This window comes from Mycobacterium sp. NTMscope_MAC_12, assembly GCF_976985675.1.
This window is the reverse complement of the sequence record NZ_CDRJYY010000001.1, coordinates 2,493,873-2,517,139: the sequence shown is the minus strand read 5'-3', so window position 1 is coordinate 2,517,139 and position 23,267 is coordinate 2,493,873. Positions and strand designations below refer to the sequence as shown.

Here is a 23,267-nt window from a genome sequence, read left to right as displayed (position 1 = left end):
TGTCGCCAGCGTAGCGCATCGCCGACCGAAGCCCCTCATCAGCCGCGAAAAGCAAGGGTTGTTGTGCTGGAGCTCACTATTTGCGATGACGTCGCTCAGGATTCCAACCTGGCCCGCACGGCGGCCAGCCTTGCCTCGAGTTCGGATTCGTCGATGACGCCGCGCGCGACGAGCGAGTGGGCCAGCGCAACCAGCCGGTTCTCCGGGTAGGGCAGTTCGGCGTAGACGGTCGCCGACAGCGTGTCCTCATCCTCCCGCCGCTCGGCGAACCCGAGGGCCTCTGCGCCGCAACGGCTTTGGTCGATCGCATCGCAAATCCCGTCGAGGCTGGTCTGCCAGGGCGGTACCGGGTTGTCGACCCCGTACTTCGCGGCCATACGACTCCAGACCTGGTTGCGCTCAACGATTTTCGTCAGCGGCGCGACCGTGGATTCCGCGATCGGGCGTGGGGTGTGCGCGGTGCTCATCTGTGCCTCAGGGCGTCGCGGGATGGACGGCGGCTCGGGTCTGGGTGACGGCGTTGGTTGTCACCCCCGGCTTGGGCAGCGCGACACCGATCAGGCAGTCGCGCGTGACGATCTCGGCGAGTTGGTCTTCGGTCCAGCCTTGCGTTCCGTCGGGACGGAGGGGCATCACCATGAACCGGTGCTTCTGGTTGGAGTCTTCCACCCGGATCTCGACGTCCTCCGGGAGGATCAGGCCGAACTCCGCGAGCACCTGGCGGGGCCAGCGGACGATGCGGCGGCGATAGTTGGGCGTCCGATACCACTCGGGCGAATTGCCCAGAATCGGCCGCGGATAACACGAACACAGCGTGCAGACGATCACATGATGCAGCGTCGGGGTGTCTTCGAGCACGTGGAGGGCCGTGAAGTCACTCGGGGTCCCGAATCCGGTCGGTTCCAGCCAGTCGACGCCCACCTCCTTGCTGGCGGCAAGCGGATCCGAGCGAACCAGCTCCTTGTAGTCGGGATCGAGCCAGGCCCGCGCCACCAGGCGCGCCGCGGGCGTCGGGCCGATCTGTTCGGCGAACTCGGTGAAGCGGCGATGATCCTCCGCGGTGAAAAGCCCCTTCTCGATGCACAATTCGCGGAGCGCGATCTCGAGGACTTCGAAGTCGGTGATTTCATCCACCATGGGCGCGGCGGTGCGCTCGTGATCGTGTTCGTCAGCGCTCATGCCGTAGTCCTTTCTCGAACTCGGATCCCGTGGCTAGGCCGATTCCAGCCATCGTTCCGGGATCTCGGTCTGCAGGGTGTCGTTGCCGGGACCGGTATAGCCGTGCCACAGCTCGGAGAGGTTGAACCGGACGATGTAGAACCACTCGGGCCGTTGGTCCGCGCCGTCCCACGTCTCGTCCTCGGCGGCGGGGCTTTCATAGGACACGACCGCGATCTCGCCAGTCGCGCCGCGCACATATTCCTGGGTGCGGGTGTAGAGCAGCACGGGGAGATCGCGCACCACGACCTTGTCACCGACACCGAACTTCGGTGCGCCGGCCTGCCCGGCGTACACCTGTGGGTCACCCTTGCCCGCGGCGTGGATATGGTGCCGATTGCGGTTGACGGGTGCGGGATCGCCTTCGAACTTCGGCATGGCCGCCAAGGGCTTTCCGCTCGGGCCATCCGCGTAGCGGGCCTTGACCTCGGCCATTCGTTCGGCCAATTCGGTCAGGCCGATGTGGTGCTTTTCGGCGAGCACGCGTGCGACCGCCAGCAGCCACCGCCCGTAATAGGGAAGGCCGAGATAAATGGTGCGGCCGAGATCGACGTTGCCCATCCGGCGCCGTTCCTCGGACAGCCAGATGCCGCGCCAGCCGAGCACCTCGCACATGACATAGGTGTTGTGCTCCCAGATCTCGTACTCCTTGTTCTCGAACTCGATCGGGGCGTCCGGCTCGCCGCCGACGTCGTGCGGGGTCTTGACGTAGGCGGCGAATCGCTCGTGGTCGATGAGATCCGGCGTGGGAGCGTCCGGAAGTTCGGGGTAGGCGGATTTGAGCCGGGCCACGAGGTCCAGCTGCTGCACCCGTTCGAGAGGAGTCGCCGTCTCAGCCCCATCCGTCGGCACTGCGCACCCACTACAGCTCACTCCTCGCGCCGCGGTCGCGCAACCGCCAAATCACCGGTGCGCGGGATGCGGAAGGGTATGGTCCGACCATGGAGCGGCGCGAGCTCGAAGCGGTCATCTATGAACGCGAACCGCCAATTGCGCGGATCATCCTCAACCGAGCGGACAAGGCCAACACCAAAGACGCGATCCTGGTCACCGAGGTCGACGACTGCCTGCACGAGGCCGACCGCGACAAGGACATCAAGGTCGTCATCCTCAAAGCCAACGGCAAGGGATTCTGTGGTGGGCACGTGGCGCGTTGGGGCCCGGACGAAAACCCGTACCCGGATTTCGGCGAGACGTTCGAGGACCTTTACAAGGGCACCGCCGACCTGTTCCTGTGGCCGACGTTGTACCTGTGGGAATTCCCCAAGCCGACCATCTCGCAAATCCATGGCTATTGCATGGGCGGGGGAATCTATCTCGGCTTGCTGACCGACTTCTGCGTGGCCTCCGAGGACGCGTATTTCCAAATGCCCCTTGCCCAAAGCCTCGGCGAGCCCGGCGGGCACACCATGATCGAGCCGTGGCTGCTGATGAACTGGCACCGCACCATGGACTGGCTGCTGCTGGCGCCGACCCTCTCCGCGCAGCAGGCCCTGGACTGGGGTCTGCTGAACCGGGTGGTACCGCGCGATCAGCTCGAGGACACCGTCGAGGAGATGGCGCGCAGGATCGCCCAAATCCCGTTGACCACACTGATGGCCGTCAAGAACAACGTGAAGCGCGCGTGGGAATTGATGGGCATGCGGGTGCACCTGCAGGTCAGTCACATCCTGACGAACATGGTCGGCGCCGCGTCCGATGTGCAGGCGCGGCGGGCCGAGCTCATGCAGTCGGGCTTGAAGCCGCGTGAATTCGTCGACCGCGACGACGACGAGTCCCCGCCAACGTGACGACAGTGTCACGTTCGGCGGCGAGCGTGACGACAGTGTCACGTTCGGCGGCGAGCGTGACGACAGTGTCACGTTCGGCGGGAATGCCCGCCTGACGGGTCCTTTCGCCGTTACTTGCCGGCGGCGTGGCGGGCGGCGACGTAACCGAACACCATCGAGCTGGCGATGCTCGCCCCGGCACCCGGGTAGGTCCGGCCCATCACGGTCGCCGTGGTGTTGCCGGTGGCGTACAAGCCCTCGATCACCCGGTCCTGCTGGTCGAGGACCTGCGCGTGCTCGTTGGTGAGCACGCCCCCGCACGTTCCTACGTCGGCCGGGAGCACCCGGGTCGCGTAGTACGGCGCGGTGTCGAGCGGCCCGATGGCGGCGTTCGGCCGGTACCCCGGATCGCCGAGGCAGTCGTTATAGGCGGACTGGCCGCGGCCGAAGTCGGGATCCAGACCCTTGGCCGCGTACCGGTTGAACCGCTGGATCGTGCGGGCCAATTCGTCTGCGGGAAGGTCGATCTCGCCGGCGAGCTCTCCAATCGTCTCGGCCCGTTTCACGGCGCCGGACTCGATCAGCTCCGGCGGCAACGCCTGGTTCCGCTTGAGCGGGTTGGCGCTGGTGACGTATCTGCGGACGTATCCGTCGTCGAAGATCATCCAGCAGGGCACGGCCTTGTTGGCGTACATCGCTTTGCCGACCTCGACGTAGGAGTTCGATTCGTTGCAGAACCGCCGGCCGCTCGAGTCCACGTAGATGGCGCCGGGCCGCTGGCGGCCCGATCCGAGCGAGGCGGCCACGGCCCCACCGTTGGCGATGAAAACCGAAGGCAGCCACCACGCTTCGTCCAGCAGATCGGTCTTGGCGCCCAGGCGCATCGCCGCCTCGAGCACCTCGCCGGTGTCACCGGCGTTGGCGATCGACCACTGCCCTTCGTTGGGCTGGTCACCGCTGTACCGGCGGCGCATCTCCTTGTTGTGGCCGAATCCGCCCGCGGCCAGCAGGACTCCCTTGCGTGCCTCGACGTTCAACGGCGTGCCGTCGCGCACGACGCGCGCGCCCACCACGCGGCCGTCCTCGACGACGAGGTCCGCCATCGCGGCGTCGGTCCACAGCGGGGGATGCCCGTCGCTGAGATCCATCAGCGCCTTGAGCAGCTGAGCGATCAGCGAGGCGCCGTTGGTGAGGATCTGGCGCCGCCGGGCCCGCGCCGCGGCGGTGCGCAGGAACACCCGGGCCGCGACCGCGAACGCGCGCGGCGAGCGGTTGAAGTATTGCACCGAACGCAACTCGTTGGTCAGCACCACGTATCCGTAGTTCTTGGCCAGCGGCGGCTGCACCTTGTCGCGCCAATCACCCAACTGCGCGGCGTCGAACGGGATTCCCTCGACCGCGCGGCCGGACGCGTTGCCGCCCTTGTGGTTCGGGTAGTAGTCGCTCCAGCCCGCGCACCGGACCAATTTGACGCCCTTGCGGGTGAGGAAATTGATCATCCCGTGGCCCGCCGTGAGGAACATTTCGCGCCGCTCGGGCGAGGACGGCGCCCCGATGTCGCCGACCACGTCGGCCAGGTAGGCCAAACCGTCCTCGTGCGAGTCGGCGACGCCATCCCTGCGCATCAGTGGGTTGTTCGGCAGCCACACGATGCCCCCCGACAGGCCCGTCGAACCGCCGACCAGTGACTGCTTTTCGATGATGAGGGGCTCGAGCCCGCAGTCCAGGGCGGCCAGCCCGGCGACCATGCCACCGCCGCCGCTGCCCGCGATTAGCAGATCCACGGAGCGGTCCCACTGGGCGCTCATCGCGCCTCCACGGAGCTCGCCGTGAAGCCGAGATCGGCGATCGGCACGTCGATGGTGGTGTTGGTCTTCTGGATCGCGGGCACCAGCGCGTCGTACGGCAGGCCCGCCAGGAAACCGTCGATGACACGCTCGAAGTTGGAGATCAGTCCTTCGATCTGGTGGGACAACCGCATGAAGTCAAAGCCCTTGGAATGCAATCCTTTTTGTTGCCGCGGCAGGTTGGAGAAGTCCTGGGCGGGAATCGGCGGCCAGCGCGGGTCGTCGGGCGCCATCGGTACCGGGGGCGTCGGTTTACCGGCCGACGCGTCGTTGGGAAGCCGGGCGAGGGACCAGATCTCGAACAACGTGTCCTCGGGCCCCAGCGGCCGGATGCGGTACGACGACGCGCTGCTGTAGGTGGGCAGGATGAAGTAATGCGGGAATGCGAACCCGATCGCGTCGGTGATCCCGCGGCGGACCAGGTCGTTGAGGTCGGGCATGCCGCTGCCCCGGGCGCGATGCCAGTCGACGACGGCGTCGTTCAGCGCGCTGCGCCACGCGGCCATCGCCGCCGCCGGGTCGGACGGCAGCTCGATGTTCTGCAGGCCCTCGGCGATGCGGATGTCGTTCTCGTGCGTCATGCCCGCCATGCCGTCACCGAGGGTGCGCATGAAATACAGGCTGCTCGCCACGACCGGGTGCACCGCCGCGGCAACGTCGCCGGTCTGCGCGGACGGCAGCAACTGGGGATGGGTCTGCGGGACGTGGTAGCCCTCCATGAACGCCGCGGCGGCGAGTTTCCAATTCACCGGCAGTCGGCACGATTTCCACCACTCGACGCGCAGCGAGTCGACCTGCCAGGCGTCGTACACCGATGCGAACGGTTCCATCCAGTCACGCAGCGCCGGGGCGTCGTCGTCGAGGTTGATCCACGCGCAACCGCCCCAGAGCTCGCATCGCACCGGCACGAGTCGAAGGTCGTCGGCGGCCAGGTTCTCGTCGGCGAAGGCTTCGGGCCGCAGCACAAACGTGTTGTGGCCGTCGAGGCCCCAGCACCAGCCGTGGAAGGGGCATACGAAGGTGCGGCGGTTCCCGTTGCCCTCCACCAGCTTTACGCCGCGATGCCGGCAGGCGTTGTGGTAGGCGCGCACCGTCTGGCTGTCCACCCGCACCACGATGACGGACTCGTCGAGGATTTCGTATTCGACGTAATCGCCGGGCCGGGGGATCTCCTCCAGCCGGCACGCCATTTGCCACGTGCGGGGCCACAGCATCTCGGCTTCCAGCGCGTAGAAATCCGGGTCGTAGTAGCGCTGCTTGGGGATCCGATCGGGGGTCCGGACCGCCCACGGCACGTTCCTAGCGTTCATAGCCATCCTCGTTCACAAGATCCGCGATACCCGTCCCTGCCAGTACCGTTCGCGGATGCGCCTCTTGTAGAGCTTTCCGTTCGGGTCCCGCGGCAGCGCGCGGTCGAACTCCACGCTGCGCGGGCACTTGTAGCCGGCCAGGTGGGCCCGGCAGTAGTCGATGAGCTCGGCCTCGAGGTCCGGCCCGGCCACGATGCCGGCGGCCGGCTGCACGACGGCCTTGACCTCTTCGCCGAATTCCTCGTTGGGGACCCCGAATACGGCTGCGTCGACCAGCTTTGGATGCATGACGAGCAGGTTCTCCGCCTCTTGCGGATAGATGTTGACCCCGCCGGAGACGATCATGAACGTCGACCGGTCGGTGAGGTACAGGTACCCGTCTTCGTCGACGTATCCGATGTCACCGAGCGAGCGCCAGCCGCGGTCGTTGTACACCGACGCGGTCTTGGCGGGATCCTTGAAGTATTCGAAGTCCGGTCCAGCCTCGAAATAGAGTTCGCCGGATTGACCGACGGGAAGCTCCCGCCCGTCTTCGCCGACCACGTGCACCGGGGCCATCGGGATGCCCACCGAACCCGGATGGTCGAGCCACTCCCGTGGTCCGATCGTGGTGCCCGCGAATCCCTCGGTGCCGCCGTAGTATTCGTGGATGATCGGTCCGAACCACTCCATCATCCGGTGCTTGACATCGACCGGGCACGGTGCCGCCGCGTGGATGACGCACCGCAGGCTCGACACGTCGTAGCGCCGTCGCACGGCTTCGGGCAGTTTGAGCATGCGCACGAACATTGTCGGCACGAACTGGGCGTGGGTCACCCGGTGGGTCTCGATCAGCCGCAGCACGGTCTCGGCGTCGAACCTGCGCATGAGGACCGACGCGGCGCCGACGCGGTTGGCGGCCATGGTGTAGTTCACCCCCGCCGCGTGATACAGCGGCGCGGGGGACAGGTACACACTCGACGGGCCCATCCCGTACTTGTGGATCAGGGCCATCTCCAGCACCGACTGCGCCCAGGATCCGTTGCCGTCCTCGGGAAGCGGCCGCCGCACCGCCTTGGGCTGTCCCGTGGTGCCCGACGAATACAGCATCTCCGAGCCATCCGACACCGGTGGCGCTTCGCCGGCCGCGGCAAGCGCGTCCTCGTAGCACTGCCAGCCGGCCGTCGAGCCCCCGACGGCGACGTGGGCGACCGGCGCGGCATTGGCGGAACGCAGGTGCGCGGCGAGTTCGGGCCTCGAGGCGTCGACAAACACCGCTTTGGCGTCGGAGTCGTCGATGACGTAGGCCACCTCGTCGGGGGTGAAGTGGGTGTTGACGGGGGTGTAGTAGAGGCCGGACAGCTGAGCACCCCAGGCGATTTCGAGGAATTCGGGCCGGTTCGGCAGGACCAGCGCGACGCCGTCGCCGCGTCGTAGCCCGGCGTCGTGCAGCAGCGCGGCGACCCGCCGGCTGCGCGCGTGCAGCTGGGCGTACGAGATCACCTCGCCGTCCGCGACGATGAGCGCCGGCGACTGCGCGGCACTGCGGGCGTGGTCGGCGATGTTCACCGCGAACCCTATGTGGTTGCGGCGCCGTCGGTCTGGGCGGCCGCGGCGGCCTGGCGGCGGGCGTGCTCGGACGGCAGCACCTTGTCCTTGAACACCGTCTGGATCAGCTGCTGCACGTCCTTGCTGATCGACGCGAGCGCGACCAGGTCGTTGGAGCTCTGCCAGTGCACCCGCATGCCCATCAGCTCCCAGGCCCGCTTGAGATTGGCCTTGGTGAGCATCAGCGTCGTCAATGGCGCCTGGGCGATGTGGCGGGCGATCGCGTCCACCCGGGCGTCGAGGTCCTCACGCTTGACCACCTCGTTGACGAGGCCGACTTCCAGCGCCTTCCTGGCGTCGATCACCTCGGCGGTGAACAGGTAGTAGGCGGCGCGCCGCCAGTTCATGAAAACCCAAGGCTCGATGGAACATTCGCCCGACGGCATGCCGAACCCCTGCAGGGGTGGGTAGGAGAAGTAGGCGTCCTCGGAGGCGATGACGATGTCGGTGGTCAGGCCCATGTGCGTGCCGCCGCCCACGCAGTAGCCGTGCACCTGGGCGATGGTGGGTTTGGAGAACTCCCACAGGTTCAGTGTCGGCTTGACGAACAAGTCGCTCTGGGCTTTCCAGGGGTGGCCGGTGACCATGGCGTTCTCTACGAACGACGGGTAATCGACGGCGTTGTTGCCGATCGCGTGGCCCGAGCAGAAGCCCTTGCCGTTGGCCTTGAGGATGAGCACCTTGATGTCGTAGTCGCGGTCGGCGTCGGCCAGTGCCGCGTCGACTTCCTCGGCCAGCTTCTGGTCCTGGGCGTTGGCCTTCTCCGGCCAGTTCAGGGTGACGCGCGCGATGGGGCCGTCCTTTTCGTAGATGATTCTCTCGCGGGTCTCGTTGAGGTCCATGGGATACCTTTCTTCGTTATGACGAGATGACGCCGATTTCGGCGCCGATGTCGTAGGTGGTCCCGACCTGGCCCGTCCACCGCACGGTCCCCGTCGCCCCGGCTTCGATCTCCTGCTCGACCTTCTCGGTGGCGATGACGTAGATCGGCGTGCCCGCCTCGACGTGCTCGCCGGCGCCGACGAGCAGCCCGGTCAGTTCGGCCTCCGAGACCGCCACCGAGACCCGGGGGATGCGAATGATGAAGTCAGCCACGCACCTTCGTCCTCTCGCAGGTGCGCAGGGCCGCTTCGACGATCCGCGCCGGCGTCGGATACACCTGGGCCTCCAGCGCCGCCGCGGCCGGGTTGGGGACGAATCGTGCGGCGACCCGCTCGACCGCCGCGGCGAGCTCCCCGAAGAGCTGTGCGTGCAGGATCGCGGCGATCTCCGCTCCGGGGCCCCCGAATTGCACGGCGTCATGGACGATCACGGCTCGGCGCGTGCGGCGCACGGATCCCACGATGGTGTCGACGTCGAGCGGCACCAGGGTGCGCAGGTCGATCACCTCGGCGCTGACACCCCGTTCCCTTAGCGTCTCCGCGGCGCTCAGCGCGTCGTGCACGCAGCGGCCGTAGGCGATCACGCTGACGTCGGTGCCCGGCCGCTTGATGTCGGCCTGGCCGAGCGGGATGGAGAAGCCGGGCTCGGTGGGGACCGGGCCCTTCTTGCTCTGCAGCCGAATCGTTTCGACGAACAGGCAGGGATCGGGGTCGAAGATCGCCGCCGTCAGCAGCCCCTTGCCGTCCCGCGGGGTGGACGGCACGATCACCTTCATCCCGGGGATGTGCATAAACCACGCCTCCAGGCTCTGCGAATGCGTTGCACCCGTGGCCAATCCGGCGTACACCTGGGTGCGGACGGTGATGGGCGCCGACGTGCGCCCGGCGGTCATGAACCTCAGCTTGGCGGCGTTGTTGATCAGCTGATCGGCGGCGATCCCGATGAAATCCATGATCATGATCTCGGCGACGGGCAGCAGCCCGTCGATCGCGGCGCCGATGGCCGCGCCCACGATCGCGGCCTCCGAGATCGGCGTGTCGAGGACGCGGTCGTGGCCGTACTTCGTCGACAAGCCCGCCGTCGGCCCGGAAGCGCCGGGATCGGCGATGTCCTCCCCGAGTAGGAACACCCGTTCGTCGGCCGCGAGCGCCTGGTCCAGCGCGAGGTTGAGCGCCTCGCGCATGGTCATCTCCTTGTCGTCCATGCGGTTACACCGGGAACGCGATCGGGGTGGCGTATACGTCGCGGTCGAGTTCGTCGATCGACGGGGGGTCCGCGCCGAGCACGATTTGCAGCGCCGCCTCTACCGCGGCTGACGCGTCGCTGTCGATGCGGTCGAGTTCGTCGTCATTGCAGACGCCGGTCGCGGCCAGGTGGCCGCGGAACCGGGGCACCGGGTCGGCGGCCATCGCGGCCTCGAGTTGCTCTTTGGGGATGTAGGGCGTCCGGTCGCCGAAGTAGTGGCCGCGGAAGCGGAACGTGACGCATTCGATGAAGGTGGGGCCGTCTCCGTCGCGCGCCCGCCGCAGCGCGTCGTCGAGCGCCGCTTTCACGGCGAGCGGGTCGTTGCCGTCGACGCGCACGCCCGGCATGCCGTAGCCGGCGGCCCGGTCGGCGACGTGTTCGAGCTTCATGGTGTCCGACGTCGGCGTCATCTCGGCGTAGAGGTTGTTCTGGCAGACGAAGACAAGCGGCAGGTCCCACAGCGCGGCCATGTTGGCCGCCTCGTGAAACGAGCCCGTGTTCGTGGCGCCGTCGCCGAAGCTGACCACAGTGACGCGGTCGATGCCCTTGCGTTTGGCGGCCATCGCCAGCCCGACGGCCACCGGTGGTCCGGCACCGACGATGCCGGTCGAAAGCATCACGCCCTTGGCGGGATTGGCGATGTGCATGGTGCCGCCCTTGCCCCGGCCGGCGCCGACCGTGCGGCCCATCATCTCGCCGTAGATCTCCTCGAGCGGGACGCCCTTGCCGATCAGGTCGTGCATGCCGCGGTAGGTCGTCACCAGCTGGTCGTCGGGCCGCAGCGCCACGCCCATCGCGGCGGCGATCGCCTCCTGGCCCCGCGAGGGCCAGTACACGCACATGAACTCGCCGGTGCCGATGCCTTTGGACAGTCGATCGTCGGCCGCCTTCATCAGCACCATCAGCTCGTACAGGCGGCGCTCGGCGCCCTCTGAGCCCCATTGCGGTGCACCGCGTTTGGTGGTCATCACGCTCCCGACCAGGGTTTGACCTTCAGGAAGCCCCCGGCGTCGACGCGCAACTGCTGTCCGGTGATGTAGCGCGCCGCATCCGAAGCGAGGAACAGCACCGCCTCGCTGATGTCTTCGGGTTCGACGTAGGGGACTGGCATCGCCTGCACGAGCGGGAACACCGGCTCGGCATCCTCGCGGGTCGGTTCTGTCAAATCCGGCCGGAACGCGCGGTACATCGGTGGGCTGTGCAGCATGTCGGTGTTGACGTTCGTCGGATGCACCGCGTTCATCCGGATGGAAAACCGGGCGAGCGCCAACGCGAAGTCGTTGACATAGTGTGCGGCAGCCAGTTTCGCGAAGGCATACCCGGCCCCGCCGGGGCCGCCGACCCCACTCTCAGCGCCGGAGGTGCTCAGGGATGACATGAACGCCGCGTTGGAGCCGATGACGATGATCGACGCGCCGGACCGCAGATGTTTGAGGCTCGCGTGCACCAGGTTCAGCACGCCGATGAGATCCACGTCCACGGCGTCGGCGAAAGCCTGCGGCGGCAGACCCGCGGTCAGGGGGCAGATCCCCGCGTTGGCGACCACGACGTCCAGATGCCCCAACTCGGCGACGCCGGCATCGATGGCCGCGGACAAGGCGACGCGATCGCGAACGTCCGCGACCGCCGTGTATGCGCGTTGCCCTTCCTTTTCGACCAGCCGCGCCGTCTCGTCGAGGTCCTCCGGACGGGCCAGGGGGTACTCGTTGGTCTCGATGTCCGCGCACAGGTCCACCGCGATGATGTCCGCACCCTCGGCGGCCAGCATCCGCGCGTGCGAACGGCCCTGGCCGCGCGCGGCGCCGCTGATGACGGCCACCTTGCCCGCTACTCTGCCCATCCCTCGTCCTTCGTCCGTGCGGCTATATCACGATCGACCTTGGGGCCCAACGGCATTCGGTTTGACGGCCGCCGCTGCGCCGGGAAGGAGGGGGCCGGTCACCCGGCCGGGTCGTGCCGCGACACGCAATCACCGCGGTGGGCGGCGAAATGAGACCTTCGCTCGGCTCCATCGCGTCTCTTCCCCGAAAAACTGCGCTGACCTGCGGACGGGCTATCACTACGCCCAAGACTAGCTAGAATATCTAAAATAGCAAGGAATGGCAGCGAGCAAGGGGGTTGGCGATGTCCGACGGTGTTCTCCACGGCGTGCGGGTCATCGAGTTGGCGTCGTGGACCTACGTGCCGTCGGCCGGTGCCGCCCTGTCGGACTGGGGCGCCGACGTCATCAAGGTGGAGGGCGTCACCTCGGGTGACCCGGGCCGCGCGCTGGTGGTCGGCGGTTTCACCCGGCAAGCCGCCCGCCCCGACGCCGACTTCATCCTCGAGTTGGGCAACCGCGGGAAGCGCAGCATCGGGATCGACATCAAGTCGGCGACCGGCCGTGAGCTCTTCGGCCGGCTGCTGGCCAGCGCGGACGTGTTCTTGACCAATTGGCTGCCGGGCGCGCTCGAGCGGGCGCGCCTGACCGTCGACGACATCCGCTCGTTCAACCCGAAAATCATCATCGCGCGCGGCACCGGGCTGGGAGTGCGGGGCCCGGACCGGGACAGGGGCGGGTTCGACGCCGCGACGTACCTCGCGCGGGGCGGGGTGGCGTACACGCTCACACCGTTCGGCAGCGAGACCCCAGCGGTTCAGGGACCCGGTTTCGGTGACCTGCAGGGTGGTGCGACGCTGGCCGGCGGCGTCTGCGCCGCCCTGTTCCATCGCGAACGCACCGGCGAACCGACGATCGTCGACTCCTCGCTGCTGGCCCAGGCGATGTGGTCGATAGCGCCGTCCATTTCGGCCGCCGACTTCTTCGACATCGACGGCATTCCGGGCGCCCCGCCGGGCCTGGCCATCAACCCCCTCGTCAACCGGTACAAGACCAAGGACGGCAGGTGGATCCAGCTGGTATTCCTGCAGCCGGACAAATTCTGGGTGGGCTTCTGCCAGCGCATGGGCCTGGCCGAGCTGGCCGACGACGAGCGCTTCGTCCCGTCGAGCAACCTGATCGCCAACGCCGCCGCGGCGACCGAACTTTTCGCGAATGCGTTCGCCCGCTACGACCTCGCGCACTGGCAACGCGCGCTCGCGGACGAACCCGGCGTGTGGGGCGCCCTGGCGACGCCGCGGGAGACCCTCAACGACCCGCAGGTCGAGCCCAACGGCTACGTGGTGACCAACGTCGACGACCACGGCGAGAAGTACCGAATCGTCGCCGCGCCGGTGCAATTCGACGAAACCCCGCCGGCGCCCGCGCGTGCGCCCGAACACGGACAGCACACCGAGGAAATCCTGCTGGAGCTCGACGTCGATTGGGACGACATCGCCAAGGCCAAGGAACTCAAGGCGATTCTCTAGGGTAGGGGATCGGCCTAATCGCGCATTTTTGCAACCCAGTTTCGATACCACGCGTCGCGGATTCCGTGGTTAGCAACCGATTCCGAAACGGTCACGGGCGCATATCGATGTCGGCGGCGGTCTGGCAGAACGCGGGCAATCGACAAATCATGGCACAGGGCGCTTTTGAGGTATGCGGCCGCGACGATGCGTAGCACACACGAATTCCTCGTCCGGTACGTGAGTGACGGATTCATGAACGGCGCCGCAGGAGGTATCCACAGCATGTCAACGAACTGGGTTCCCGCCCAGACTTCGTGCGGTCCGCACTCCGGTCGCATTCTGGACACCGCGCGGGGCATTCTCATCGGGCTGCGCCGATGCCCCTCGGACGCCGCATTGGACGAACTGCACAGCGCGGCATTGCGGCACAAGGTGCCGGTGTTCGCGATGGCATGGGCCCTGGTGCATCTGGCCGGCGATGGCCAACAGACACCGAGCTTCGTCGATGCGCAATCCGCGGCCCGGCGCGAATGGGGACCGCTGTTCGAGTCCGCCGCAGTGACCTGTTGAGCGGGCACCAAGACGTTGGGACGGCCGAGCTTTCGAGGGGTAACCCGGCCGTCTCCAACTCTTTCGATAACTCTTTCGATGAAGCACCGGACCGTTCCGCGGGTCGCGCCTTCGGGCTCGAGCTCTATTGGCCGGCGCGCGGGCGGGGTAGCAGGCGCTGGCGGAAGATCAGGGCGGCCAATCGACCGATGTCCGAAACCGACTACGGCATAAGCCTGTTCCGCTGACGGGCGCGCACCGTATCCAAGGTCGTAGGCGTCGAGCGAAGTGCGAGAATGTCATCTGTGACCGGTGTCCAACGCGATGTGAACCGGGTCTGCTGATGGGCTCGGCGCCGCAGCTGTACCGCCCGGGCTCTGTGCTGGCGGACCATATCGAATTCTTTGGGCATTGGCTTCATCGCGGGGCGAGATACCGAAGCCGAGCGCTGCCGCGCGGCGCGGTGACGATCGTCTTCGACGTTGGCCACCGCCAGCACCTGGACCTTTATGCCGCCGACGGCACCACCGAGATGAGCGTTCCGCCTGCGTTCGTCACGGGATCGTAGAACACGCCCTACGTCTCGGACATCGCGGCCGACGAGGCCGTCATGGCCATTCATTTTCGACCCGGGGGCGCATTTCCGTTTCTGGGCATACCGTTGGGCGACCTGGCGGATGGACCCGTGGGCGGCGGTGAGATCTGGGGACGGCGAGGACGCGACTTGCACGAGCGCTTGATCGAGGCGCCGTCCGTCCCGGCCAGGTTTCGTCTGCTGGAGGAGTTCATGCTGGCGCAGGCGCGCTCGTCGGTGCATCGGCATCCCGGCGTCGCTGCCGCGATGGTTGCGGTCGAAGCCGATCCCTCGATTCGACTGGCTGATGTCCGCCGCATGACGGGTTTGTCCACCAAGCGGCTCATCGCACTGTTCCGCGCCGAAGTTGGCTTGCCCCCAAAGGAATTCGCCCGTGCCCGGCGCTTCCAAGCCGCGCTGAGGCGCCTTGGCGACGGCACGGGCGGCGCCCGCATCGCCGCCGACTTAGGGTATTTCGACCAATCCCACTTCGTGCGGGAATTCCGGGCGTTCAGCGGGACGACGCCGACGTACTACCGGCGGCAGCGCATCCTGTTGCCCAGCCACGTCCCGCTCGAGCGGCACAAATATCCAAGACCATTCGCTCGGGCGTGCACATGATTGCGACATGGAAGACACCGGACGAGCCGTAGCTCACACAGGCCTGTTGGTTGCCGCGATGCGCGCCGAGGAATCGTCGCGCCGGGACCGACTGTTCACCGATCCGTTCGCCGAACGGCTCGCCGGCAACGAAGGTCGCGAATTGCTTGCCAAAGCCGTGGCGAAGACGGGCGCGACGTCACCGCAAATCGCCATCCGGACTCGCTTCTGGGATGAGCGCCTGCTGCGGGCTCAATCGGACGGCATTTCGCAGGTGGTGATCCTCGCCGCGGGCATGGACGCCCGCGCTTACCGTCTGCCGTGGCAGCCGGGCACCACCGTTTACGAAGTCGACCAGCCGCGGGTGACCACGATCAAAGACGAACGGCTCGCCGGCGAGCAACCCCGGTGCCATCGGGTCACGGTGGGAATCGATCTGGCCGACGATTGGCCGAAGGCCTTGCGTTCCTATGGATTTTCATCATCTGCACCGGCGGTGTGACTAGTCGAGGGTCTGCTGCAGTACCTCGAGGCATCGGATGTCGGCGCCTTGTTCACCAGGATCGACGCGTTATCAGCGCCGGGTTCGCGGGTGCTCTATGACCTGGTCGGGGCGACGTTGATGGAAGCGGAATTCCTGCAGCCCACCCTGGAATTCATGCGGCGCCTCGGTGCGCCATGGACGTTCGGTACCGACGCACCGGCGTCCCTTGTCGAGCGGCACGGCTGGACGGCCCAAGTTACCGATGTCGCCGAGCCCGGAACGAAGTGGAATCGCTGGGACCATCCGGTGGTCCCGCTCGACGTGCCCGGAATACCGCGCGGCTACTTCGTCGAGGCGATCAAGGCCTAGCGTCGGTTCGCAAGCCCGCCGCGTGTGGCGGGCTTCACAGGCCGGCGGGATCGACGCAGATCACCCGCCGGGCGGGCCCGGTTTACCGGGACGGGAACTGGCGCGTATTCCTGCGACGCGAGCGGATCAGCGGCCGTTCGGGCAGGTGACGTGAGACCGTATAAGCCTATGTCGAATCACGATTTTGTCACCTACGAGGAATTCGGTCGCAGGTTCTTCGAGGTCGCCGTCACTCCCGAGCGTGTTGCCGCCGCGTTCGCCGACATCGCGGGCAGCGAGTTCGACATGGAGCCGATCGCCCAGGGGCCGGGCAAGATCGCCAAGGTCAGCGCGAACGTGAAAATCCAGGAACCCCGCGTCACCCGCCGGCTGGGCGACAGCATCACCTTCGTCATCCACATTCCGCTGTCGATCGATCTGCTGGTGGACCTGTGGCTCGACAAGCAGCGCTTCGTGGTCTCGGGCGACATCGCCCTGCGTGCGACGGCGCGCGCGGCCGAACCGCTGCTGTTGATCGTCGACGTCGCCAAGCCGCGGCCTTCCGACATCACCGTCAACGTCTCGTCCAAATCCATCCGCGGCGAGGTGCTGCGGATCTTGGCCGGGGTGGACGGCGAGATCCGGCGATTCATCGCGCAGTATGTCGCGACCGAGATCGACGCGCCGGCGTCGCAGGCCGCGCAGATCATCGACGTCGCTCAGCAACTCGAACAGGCGTGGCCCTGAGCCTGGCCAACGAATAGGGCCGGCGGTGTTGGGGTACTCATCCACGGTTGTGCGTGTGTCACCGGTGGGTGGCAGCGCTGGTGATGTGGCGGAGGAGCGGAGAAACGCCTTGGCTCGAGTAGATGTTTCGGTGTCCTCGAAGGTGGAGCCGGAAGCGGCCTGGAAGCTGGCGTCGGACCTGGACCGGTTCGACGAGTGGATGACGATCTTCGCCGGATGGCGAAGTCCCGTTCCGGCCACGATCGAGAAGGGCACCTGCGTCTCGTCGTGCGTGAAAGTCAAGGGTTTCCGCAACGTCATCCATTGGACCGTCACCCGGTATGACGAGCCGAAATCGATTGAGCTGCAAGGCCGCGGCCGTGGTGGAATCCGGCTCAACGTGGAGATGACCGTCTCCGCGAACAACCCGGGATCGACCTTTCACCTCGCCGCCGATCTCAAGGGCGGCTTACTCAGCGGGCCGATCGGGGGACTGGTCGCCCGGGTGCTGCGATCCGATGTGCAAAAGTCCGTGAACAATCTCGCGTCGTTGCGGTAGCGGAGCTAGCGGCCGGGGTGTCCGATCACCCACTCGCGCTGTTCCTGGCGAATCCGCCTGCGGTCCATCGCAAGCCACGCCAGCCCCGCCCCGAACGCGAGCATCGCGACGATCGCGGCGGTGACGCCCGCGCGCGCCTGCCCCAGAGCGAAATTCGCGACGCACACCACGAACGCCAGCGCCGCGGCGCAGACCACGACCAGTCCGGGCGTCGGCGCCGCATCAGGCATCGATTCGTCGCGATCGTGGGTGGCGGTCCGATGATGGTCGACAGGGCTGTGCCTCATGGGCGTCTCCTCTGCTGTCGCTTCCGTCCGGCCGATTCTTTGGAGCTACCCAAAACGCCCGGTGGACAAACGACTTGGAGGAGTTGACGGGCCTTACAGGGTTTGGTGTCGCCCGAAGTACTTGTGGTCTTCGCTGTAGCCGCCGTAACCGCTTCCGATGTCGCGGTAGTCGGCGACGAATTCGATGCCCTTGATCCACTTGACCAGTTTGAAGCCGTGTTGCAGCTCGTTGCGCAGCCGCAGCGGCCTGCCGTGCATGTACGGCAGCTGCTGGTCATTCATGTTGTAGGCCAGCATCGTCATGTGGTGGTCCATCTGGCCGATGTGATGGGCGTTGTAGTAGATGCCCCCGGTGGCGCCGAGACCCATCGAATAGAAGACCGCCCATTTCGCCTCGGGCAGTGGCTTGACGATGTCCATGATCGTTTTCATTTGCACGCCACCCCATTTGGCGACGCCCGACCATGCCTGGATGCAGAAGTGCTGGCTGATCTGCTCGTGGTAGGGCAGCGCCATCAAGTCCTCGAGCGAGAACTCCATCGGGTGCTCGACCAGCCCGTAGACCTTCAGCCGCCAGTCCTTGAAGTCGTCGCGCTCGAGTTCTTTGTACTCGACGGTCTCCGGCAGGCGTCCGTTGCGCCAGTGGTGCGGCGAGATGTCCTTTTGGGTGAAGGCGCCCGGCTTGGGGTCCAGCCGCTCGAGCACCCGCTGGAACGGGCCGACCAGGGCGTACCCGACCCGCTGAACGACCCGCGGGTGCTTGATGGTGAACGGTGTGGCCCACACCCACGCGACGGCCGTCAGCACCATGGCCGCGGCGAAGATCCAGAAACCGATCCAGCTGTTGTCGTCGCGGGAGGCGAACATGTGGTTGAGGTTCCGCAGTGCCTGAGTGGTCAACACCATCGTCACGTGTACCAGGATGAAGAACAGGAAGTACACCAGCACCAGGAAATGCAGCGACCGTGCGTGCTGAATGCTCAGGCGTTTGCTCAGCCAGTGCACGCGCTGCGACAGCGCCGGCGACATCCCGAGGCCGGTGATCAACGCGGCAGGCGCGGCGATGAAGACGGTGGTGAAGTACGACAGCAGCTGCAGGCCGTTGTAGGCGACCCAGCCGTTGTCAGTCGGCCAGTCCAGCGACATGTACTGAATCGTGACCGACGCGGCGTTGGGGAAGACGTCCCAGCTGGTCGGCACGATGTGGCGCCACTGCCCGGTGGTGAACAGCAGCACGTAGAACACGGCCCCGTTGAGGAGCCACAGCACGTCGACGCCGAGGTGCCACCACCGCGCCAGCCCGATGGAGTGCCGGAATCCGGGCAGGCCGAATTGCGGTGGGAGGGCGACGGTGTCGGCGTTGGCGGTCCAGAGCTCGTCGTCAGGCACCGGTGGGCCGACCCGCAGCCACTCATCTTTGCCCGGGGTGGCGTTGCGGCTGAAGTAAAGCCGGGGATGGTCACAGAGAATCTGAATCCCCGTCCTGATGATGAACATCATCATGAAGAGGTTGAAAAAGTGCGTCCAACCGATCCACGCCGGCAGCCCGGCCGGAGCGCCGCTGTGCGGGTCGGTCCCGGGGTAGCGCGCGATGAACGACTGGATGGCCGGGATGTTGTGCAAACCCTTACCGATCGCCACCGACGCGATCAACAAGGCAAAGCCGATCGGGATCAGCCACAGTAGGTTGAACCACCGGTCGCGGCCGACGCGCAACTTCGGGGCGGTCGCCCGCCTCGTGAGATCGAACCCGCCGCCGTACTCCTCAACATCGATGGTGTCGTGAGCGGTATGGATCTCGTGCCGATAACCAGGATCGGATGTCAGCGGCGTGCCTACCGCCAACGTCGAGATCGAGCTGTTCCCCACCGGATCAACGTGCTTGCTTTCGGCATGCGTCACGGGCTTGAAAATACACGAAAACACCTGGATAAATCCAAGTTTGATTGGAAAAAACGCCGCTGGGCGAGTCTTGTCGCGCCATATATTCGTCGGCAACAGTTGCCAGCGGGCAGAATCCGCCAGGGCATTGGTGACGATCGCCGCAACTGCGACAGGAAGGCGAAGGCTTACGCCGCAAACTCGGACCCTGGGCGGTAGCTGTGAGTTTACCTACAACTTCCGGGATGGTCGGGGCTACGCCGGGTCGCGGGGCCGCAATCGTTTGGCCGGCCGAGCCTCGATGGCGTTGATGGTCAAGACCCGGCGGTCGATCCGCCAGCGCCCGTCGGTCAGGCGGTAGTCATCGTCGTAGCGCAGATGCCACACCACATCCACCACCTCGTCGCCGCGCTGGTTCCAGTGGTGGGCGACGCACGTGACGCGCCCTCGTGCGGTGCCCGGCCGCCCGGCCGCCTCGTACACCTCACCGACGATCGCGTGCTCGGTGCGCGCGACCGCGGCGACGGCCGCGACGGCCCTCGCGATGGCTTCCCGGCCGCGATGCGCATGTATCGGCAGCAGATCGGCCGGTGGTGCGGGCACGACCAACTCGGCCTCGACGGTGAAAAGGTCCGCGACGGCATCGAATTCACGGTCGTCGACGTGGGCGGCGTACCGGTGGACCACATCGCTGAGCGCCATTCGCTCGTCGGCGGACAGCGTCATCGGCCTCACGAAACCAGTGACAGCCGCTGCGCGCACGCCGACAGGGCGTCTTTGGCCTGCTCGATGTCGGCGGTCGGCGGCATGGCCAACACCAGCCGGTCGGCGCCCTGATCGACGAGGCTCGCCGCGCGCTCGGCGTCGATCTTGGTGACACTGTGGCCGAGCGAAACCTCCAGGGTCGCGGGATCGCGGCCCGCCGCCGAGGCCTCGTCGCGCATGAGCGCGATCAGCGAGGCGAGCCGGTCTCCGGTGACGCCGAGCGGCTGGAAGCCCTCGCCGAAGCGCCCCGCCCGGCGCGCGGCCGCTCGGCTATGGCCGCCGATGTGCACCGGAAACCGTTCCGCGGTAACGGGTTTGGGATAGCTCGTCACATTGTCGAAGCTGAAGAAGTCGCCGTGGAATGATGCCCCCCGGGGTTGGTCGGCCCACAGCGCGCGCATCACCGCCAGCTGCTCGTCGGCACGCCTGCCCCGGTTGTCGAAGTCCGCGCCGCACGCCTGCAGCTCTTCTTTGAGCCAGCCGACGCCCACGCACAGCCGCAGCCTTCCGCCCGAGAGCACATCGACGGTGGCGACCCGCTTGGCGAGCACCACCGGGTGGTGATTGGGCAGTACCAGCACCCCGGTGGCCAGCCCGAGGCTGGTGGTGTGGCCCGCCAGAAACGCCAGCAGATCGAGCGGGTCGGGAATGGGACAGTCGGCCGCCAGCCCGACCCGTCCGGAACTGTCGTAGGGATAAACGCTGTCGTAGCGCGTGAGCAGGACCGTGTGCTCGACGGCGACGATCGATTCGAATCCGCACGCCTCGAGGTGGCGCGCGAAAGCCACCATCCAATCGGGGTCCGCGGTGACACCGTCGGCGACCGGGGCCACGACTGAGACCTTCATGGTTGCTGAAGCTAACAAGGCGGCCGGTCGCGCCGTCAGCGGGTCGCGCCTTCCCTGCTTTCTGAGGGTGCGACCGCGGCGCGCACGGCCTCGGCCAGCGTGGCGGCCCGGGGATCGGTGAAGACGTCTTCGAGCATCACATCGCGCCCGTCCAGGCCGGTCAGCGGGACCCGCCAATTGGGGTATTCGTCCGTGGTGCCGGGCTGGTTCTGGGTGCGGCGGTCACCGACGGCATCGGTCAACGCCACCCCCAGCAGCCGCGACGACGTCCTGCCCAGATACCGGTACAGCGCCACGACGACCCGCTCCGGGTCGTCGTCGCCGTCCTCGAGCAGACCCACCCGCCGCAACTCGGCCAGCCACGCCGCCAACTCGGCACGGTCGGACTCGAGCTCCTCGGCGACGGGCCGGGTCAGCAATCCCAGCGAATCGCGCAGCCGCACATGGTCGCCCGCCAGGTAGCCGGCGGTCGGCGGCAGGTCGTGGGTGGTGACCGAGGACAGGCAGTACTCCCGCCAGCGCTCGGCCGGCAGTGGCCCGCCGTTCCCGTCGCGATCCAACTCGAACCAGAGGATCGAGGTGCCCAGCAAGCCGCGTAACAGGAGGTAATCCCGCACCCACGGCTCGACCGTCCCGAGATCCTCGCCCACCACCACCGCGCCCGCCCGATGCGCTTCCAGGGCGACGATGCCGATCATGGCTTCGTGGTCGTAGCGCACGTAGGTGCCCTCGGTGGGTGACGCGCCCCGCGGGATCCACCAGAGCCGGAACAACCCGATGATGTGGTCGATGCGCACCCCGCCGGCATGCCGCAGCACCGCGCGGATCAACGCGCGAAAGGGCCGGTATTCGTGCTCGTCCAACCGGTCCGGCCGCCACGGCGGCTGCGACCAGTCCTGGCCGAGCTGGTTGAACTCGTCCGGCGGCGCGCCGGCGGTCACGCCCAGCGCCATCACGTCCTGCAGCGCCCAGGCGTCGGCGCCGTTGGGGTGCACACCGACGGCCAGGTCATGCATGATGCCCAACGCCATTCCGGCCCGGACCGCCTGGGACTGCGCCGCGGCGAGCTGCTCGTCGAGCTGCCACTGCAACCAGCGGTGGAAATCCACTGTGTCGGAATGCTTTTCGACGAAGTCCGCGACCCCGGAGGCATCGGGATGCTGCAGCGCTTCGGGCCAGGAATGCCAGTCGTCGCCGTACGTTTCGGCCAACGCGCACCAGGTCGCGAAGTCATCGAGCGCGCGGCCCTCCCGGTCGCGAAAGGCGACATAGGACAGCTCCCGGCCGGCCGACCGCGGTTCCTCGTGCAGCAGCTTGAGGGCGACCCGTTTGGCCGCCCACGAGCTGTCGCGGTCGACGGCGTCGAGGCGGCCGGCGCGCTGCTGGACTTCCGAGCGCAGCCGGCGGACCCGGCTGCGCTTGCCCAGGTCGGCGAATTCGGGGATCGCCTCGACGCGAAGATAAATCGGGTTGACGAAGCGCCGCGACGTCGGCAGGTACGGCGAGGGCTCCATCCGGCTCTTCGGACCGGGAGGCGCCGCCGCATGCAGCGGATTGACCAAGAGGTAGTCGGCGCCGTGCCGCGACGCCGACCACACCGCGAGGTCGGTCAGATCGGTGAGATCCCCGACGCCCCAGGACTTCCGGGACCGCACGCTGTAGAGCTGCGTGGCCAGGCCCCACGCGCGGCGACTGCCCAGCTGCTCCGGCAGCCCGAGCCAATCGGGCGTCACGATCAGCGCGGTGCTGGTCTCGGAGTCCCCGGAACGCAGGTGCACCCGGTGATATCCCAGCGGCAGGTCGGTGGGCAGCAGGAAGCTGGCCTCGCCGACCCAGCGTCCGTCCAGGTCGAACGGCGGGGTGAAATTGTCGACCTGCACGACGCCGCCGCGCACCGTGCCGTCCTCGAGCGCCAACCACACCTCGGCGGGGTCACCGTGGGTGACGTGGGCCCAAAACCGGATCTGCTCGCCGGTACGTCCGACGATGGTCGCCGGCAGTCGCCGCGCCCAGTGTGACCGTAACTTGGCGGTCAGCGCGACGTTGCGTTCCTGTTCGTTGTCGGCCGCGACGCCGAGCGCGGCCAGCACGGCCTTCAGCGTCGTCTCGGAGACTCGCACCCGCGCGCCGCTCCAGTCCTCGTACTCCGTCGCGATGCCGTACCTCCGGGCGAGTTCGATCAGCGACGGCGCGAGTTCGGTCATAGGGCCATCTTGCTGCCAGGATTCGTGGACCGGCGACCCGGACCCGGCGCGAGTTGGCGTTTTCTTTGCTGGACGGTCGCCTGCCGTTCATTTATCTCGCCCGTCGGTAACCCGCTCGCGCGCTCAACAGGACGCCGACGCCATGGGCCACTACGATGCCCTGAGGGGACCGACAAGAATCCGGTGAACTGATCCGTGGGGGAACAGAAACTGCCAGCTCAGTGGTGTCATCCGCCGCCGTCGGCGCGGCGGGC

General features: G+C 67.1%; 21 protein-coding genes and 2 pseudogenes. 7 read left to right on the top strand and 16 right to left on the bottom strand.

The features are described 5' to 3' along the window. Positions 1-95 precede the first annotated feature (95 nt). From AC0KS4_RS11580 to AC0KS4_RS11570, 3 genes are read right to left on the bottom strand one after another with little or no spacing between them, the layout of a single operon-like run. Entirely contained in the window at positions 96-467 is a 372-nt protein-coding gene (locus AC0KS4_RS11580) for a thiocyanate hydrolase (RefSeq protein ID WP_238955891.1), read from the bottom strand. A gap of 7 nt (positions 468-474) precedes the next feature. Then, positions 475-1,179: a thiocyanate hydrolase subunit gamma gene (scnC, locus tag AC0KS4_RS11575; RefSeq protein ID WP_238955890.1), complete on the bottom strand. Its 705-nt coding sequence runs from the start codon at positions 1,177-1,179 to the stop codon at positions 475-477. A 33-nt stretch (positions 1,180-1,212) separates the two neighbouring features. After that, a complete protein-coding gene (locus AC0KS4_RS11570) occupies positions 1,213-2,028 on the bottom strand; it encodes a nitrile hydratase subunit beta (protein ID WP_238955889.1) in 816 nt (271 codons plus the stop codon). A gap of 131 nt (positions 2,029-2,159) precedes the next feature. Between AC0KS4_RS11570 and AC0KS4_RS11565 the strand changes: the two genes are divergently transcribed. After that, positions 2,160-3,008 (top strand): enoyl-CoA hydratase-related protein, encoded by an 849-nt coding sequence (locus tag AC0KS4_RS11565; RefSeq protein ID WP_225328189.1) that lies wholly within the window; start codon positions 2,160-2,162, stop codon positions 3,006-3,008. A gap of 110 nt (positions 3,009-3,118) precedes the next feature. Here the strand turns inward: AC0KS4_RS11565 and AC0KS4_RS11560 are convergent, their stop codons facing one another. Genes AC0KS4_RS11560 through AC0KS4_RS11525 form a run of 8 tightly spaced genes read right to left on the bottom strand, consistent with a single transcriptional unit; the run spans position 3,119 to position 11,698 of the window. Continuing rightward, positions 3,119-4,795, bottom strand: coding sequence for an FAD-binding protein (locus AC0KS4_RS11560; RefSeq protein WP_238955888.1), 1,677 nt, complete (start codon positions 4,793-4,795; stop codon positions 3,119-3,121). Then, the gene (locus tag AC0KS4_RS11555) at positions 4,792-6,144 is read right to left on the bottom strand and encodes an aromatic ring-hydroxylating oxygenase subunit alpha (RefSeq protein ID WP_225328191.1); all 1,353 of its coding nucleotides are present in this window, start codon (positions 6,142-6,144) and stop codon (positions 4,792-4,794) included. Before AC0KS4_RS11555 ends, AC0KS4_RS11560 begins: the two co-directional genes overlap by 4 nt. Positions 6,145-6,156: 12 nt before the next feature. Beyond that, positions 6,157-7,692, bottom strand: coding sequence for an acyl-CoA synthetase (locus AC0KS4_RS11550; RefSeq protein ID WP_238955887.1), 1,536 nt, complete (start codon positions 7,690-7,692; stop codon positions 6,157-6,159). Positions 7,693-7,700: 8 nt separating this feature from the next. After that, complete coding sequence (locus tag AC0KS4_RS11545) at positions 7,701-8,573, bottom strand: enoyl-CoA hydratase-related protein (RefSeq protein WP_225328193.1); 873 nt, start codon at positions 8,571-8,573, stop codon at positions 7,701-7,703. A 16-nt stretch (positions 8,574-8,589) separates the two neighbouring features. Next, positions 8,590-8,826 carry a biotin/lipoyl-containing protein gene (locus AC0KS4_RS11540; RefSeq protein WP_008257090.1) on the bottom strand — a complete coding sequence of 79 codons (237 nt, stop codon included), beginning with the start codon at positions 8,824-8,826 and terminating at the stop codon, positions 8,590-8,592. After that, positions 8,819-9,817: an alpha-ketoacid dehydrogenase subunit beta gene (locus tag AC0KS4_RS11535; protein WP_238955886.1), complete on the bottom strand. Its 999-nt coding sequence runs from the start codon at positions 9,815-9,817 to the stop codon at positions 8,819-8,821. Before AC0KS4_RS11535 ends, AC0KS4_RS11540 begins: the two co-directional genes overlap by 8 nt. A 4-nt stretch (positions 9,818-9,821) precedes the next feature. Continuing rightward, complete coding sequence (locus AC0KS4_RS11530) at positions 9,822-10,826, bottom strand: thiamine pyrophosphate-dependent dehydrogenase E1 component subunit alpha (protein ID WP_238955885.1); 1,005 nt, start codon at positions 10,824-10,826, stop codon at positions 9,822-9,824. Then, positions 10,826-11,698, bottom strand: a complete 873-nt coding sequence (locus tag AC0KS4_RS11525; protein ID WP_238955884.1) for a mycofactocin-coupled SDR family oxidoreductase — start codon at positions 11,696-11,698, stop codon at positions 10,826-10,828. The genes AC0KS4_RS11530 and AC0KS4_RS11525 overlap by 1 nt, the downstream gene beginning before the upstream one ends. 284 nt (positions 11,699-11,982) lie before the next feature. On the opposite strand from AC0KS4_RS11525, the gene AC0KS4_RS11520 reads away from it, so the two are divergent. The 6 genes and pseudogenes from AC0KS4_RS11520 (at position 11,983) to AC0KS4_RS11495 (ending at position 17,028) form a co-directional block, all read left to right on the top strand. Beyond that, entirely contained in the window at positions 11,983-13,206 is a 1,224-nt protein-coding gene (locus AC0KS4_RS11520; protein ID WP_238955883.1) for a CaiB/BaiF CoA transferase family protein, read from the top strand. 264 nt (positions 13,207-13,470) lie between these two features. Beyond that, positions 13,471-13,758 carry an antitermination regulator gene (locus AC0KS4_RS11515; RefSeq protein ID WP_225328198.1) on the top strand — a complete coding sequence of 96 codons (288 nt, stop codon included), beginning with the start codon at positions 13,471-13,473 and terminating at the stop codon, positions 13,756-13,758. 322 nt (positions 13,759-14,080) lie between these two features. Next, a pseudogene (locus tag AC0KS4_RS11510) lies at positions 14,081-14,932 on the top strand (AraC family transcriptional regulator). A gap of 7 nt (positions 14,933-14,939) precedes the next feature. Beyond that, positions 14,940-15,764, top strand: a pseudogene (locus tag AC0KS4_RS11505) (SAM-dependent methyltransferase). A 168-nt stretch (positions 15,765-15,932) separates the two neighbouring features. Next, positions 15,933-16,490, top strand: coding sequence for a hypothetical protein (locus AC0KS4_RS11500; RefSeq protein ID WP_014942085.1), 558 nt, complete (start codon positions 15,933-15,935; stop codon positions 16,488-16,490). Positions 16,491-16,599: 109 nt separating this feature from the next. Next, a complete protein-coding gene (locus AC0KS4_RS11495; protein ID WP_238955882.1) occupies positions 16,600-17,028 on the top strand; it encodes a type II toxin-antitoxin system Rv0910 family toxin in 429 nt (142 codons plus the stop codon). A 5-nt stretch (positions 17,029-17,033) separates the two neighbouring features. Here AC0KS4_RS11495 and AC0KS4_RS11490 read toward each other — a convergent pair whose 3' ends face one another. From AC0KS4_RS11490 to malQ, 5 genes are all read right to left on the bottom strand, one after another. Then, complete coding sequence (locus AC0KS4_RS11490) at positions 17,034-17,315, bottom strand: LapA family protein (RefSeq protein WP_238955881.1); 282 nt, start codon at positions 17,313-17,315, stop codon at positions 17,034-17,036. A 93-nt stretch (positions 17,316-17,408) separates the two neighbouring features. Continuing rightward, positions 17,409-19,184 (bottom strand): molybdopterin-dependent oxidoreductase, encoded by a 1,776-nt coding sequence (locus tag AC0KS4_RS11485; RefSeq protein ID WP_238957287.1) that lies wholly within the window; start codon positions 19,182-19,184, stop codon positions 17,409-17,411. Between the two features lie 267 nt (positions 19,185-19,451). After that, positions 19,452-19,922: a nuclear transport factor 2 family protein gene (locus AC0KS4_RS11480; protein ID WP_225328202.1), complete on the bottom strand. Its 471-nt coding sequence runs from the start codon at positions 19,920-19,922 to the stop codon at positions 19,452-19,454. A 5-nt stretch (positions 19,923-19,927) separates the two neighbouring features. Continuing rightward, positions 19,928-20,809, bottom strand: a complete 882-nt coding sequence (locus AC0KS4_RS11475; RefSeq protein ID WP_238955880.1) for an LLM class F420-dependent oxidoreductase — start codon at positions 20,807-20,809, stop codon at positions 19,928-19,930. Between the two features lie 35 nt (positions 20,810-20,844). Beyond that, positions 20,845-23,013, bottom strand: a complete 2,169-nt coding sequence (malQ, locus tag AC0KS4_RS11470; protein WP_238955879.1) for a 4-alpha-glucanotransferase — start codon at positions 23,011-23,013, stop codon at positions 20,845-20,847. Positions 23,014-23,267 lie beyond the last annotated feature (254 nt).

Excerpts from the sequence above, each read along its gene's own strand:
- AC0KS4_RS11535 (WP_238955886.1), bottom strand. The coding sequence starts at position 9,817 with ATGGACGACAAGGAGATGACCATGCGCGAGGCGCTCAACCTCGCGCTG.
- AC0KS4_RS11530 (WP_238955885.1), bottom strand. The coding sequence starts at position 10,826 with ATGACCACCAAACGCGGTGCACCGCAATGGGGCTCAGAGGGCGCCGAG.
- AC0KS4_RS11545 (WP_225328193.1), bottom strand. The coding sequence starts at position 8,573 with ATGGACCTCAACGAGACCCGCGAGAGAATCATCTACGAAAAGGACGGC.
- AC0KS4_RS11560 (WP_238955888.1), bottom strand. The coding sequence starts at position 4,795 with ATGAGCGCCCAGTGGGACCGCTCCGTGGATCTGCTAATCGCGGGCAGC.
- AC0KS4_RS11555 (WP_225328191.1), bottom strand. The coding sequence starts at position 6,144 with ATGAACGCTAGGAACGTGCCGTGGGCGGTCCGGACCCCCGATCGGATC.
- AC0KS4_RS11520 (WP_238955883.1), top strand. The coding sequence starts at position 11,983 with ATGTCCGACGGTGTTCTCCACGGCGTGCGGGTCATCGAGTTGGCGTCG.
- AC0KS4_RS11475 (WP_238955880.1), bottom strand. The coding sequence starts at position 20,809 with ATGAAGGTCTCAGTCGTGGCCCCGGTCGCCGACGGTGTCACCGCGGAC.
- AC0KS4_RS11515 (WP_225328198.1), top strand. The coding sequence starts at position 13,471 with ATGTCAACGAACTGGGTTCCCGCCCAGACTTCGTGCGGTCCGCACTCC.
- AC0KS4_RS11480 (WP_225328202.1), bottom strand. The coding sequence starts at position 19,922 with ATGACGCTGTCCGCCGACGAGCGAATGGCGCTCAGCGATGTGGTCCAC.
- AC0KS4_RS11565 (WP_225328189.1), top strand. The coding sequence starts at position 2,160 with ATGGAGCGGCGCGAGCTCGAAGCGGTCATCTATGAACGCGAACCGCCA.
- malQ (WP_238955879.1), bottom strand. The coding sequence starts at position 23,013 with ATGACCGAACTCGCGCCGTCGCTGATCGAACTCGCCCGGAGGTACGGC.
- AC0KS4_RS11490 (WP_238955881.1), bottom strand. The coding sequence starts at position 17,315 with ATGAGGCACAGCCCTGTCGACCATCATCGGACCGCCACCCACGATCGC.
- AC0KS4_RS11580 (WP_238955891.1), bottom strand. The coding sequence starts at position 467 with ATGAGCACCGCGCACACCCCACGCCCGATCGCGGAATCCACGGTCGCG.
- AC0KS4_RS11500 (WP_014942085.1), top strand. The coding sequence starts at position 15,933 with ATGTCGAATCACGATTTTGTCACCTACGAGGAATTCGGTCGCAGGTTC.
- AC0KS4_RS11525 (WP_238955884.1), bottom strand. The coding sequence starts at position 11,698 with ATGGGCAGAGTAGCGGGCAAGGTGGCCGTCATCAGCGGCGCCGCGCGC.
- scnC (WP_238955890.1), bottom strand. The coding sequence starts at position 1,179 with ATGAGCGCTGACGAACACGATCACGAGCGCACCGCCGCGCCCATGGTG.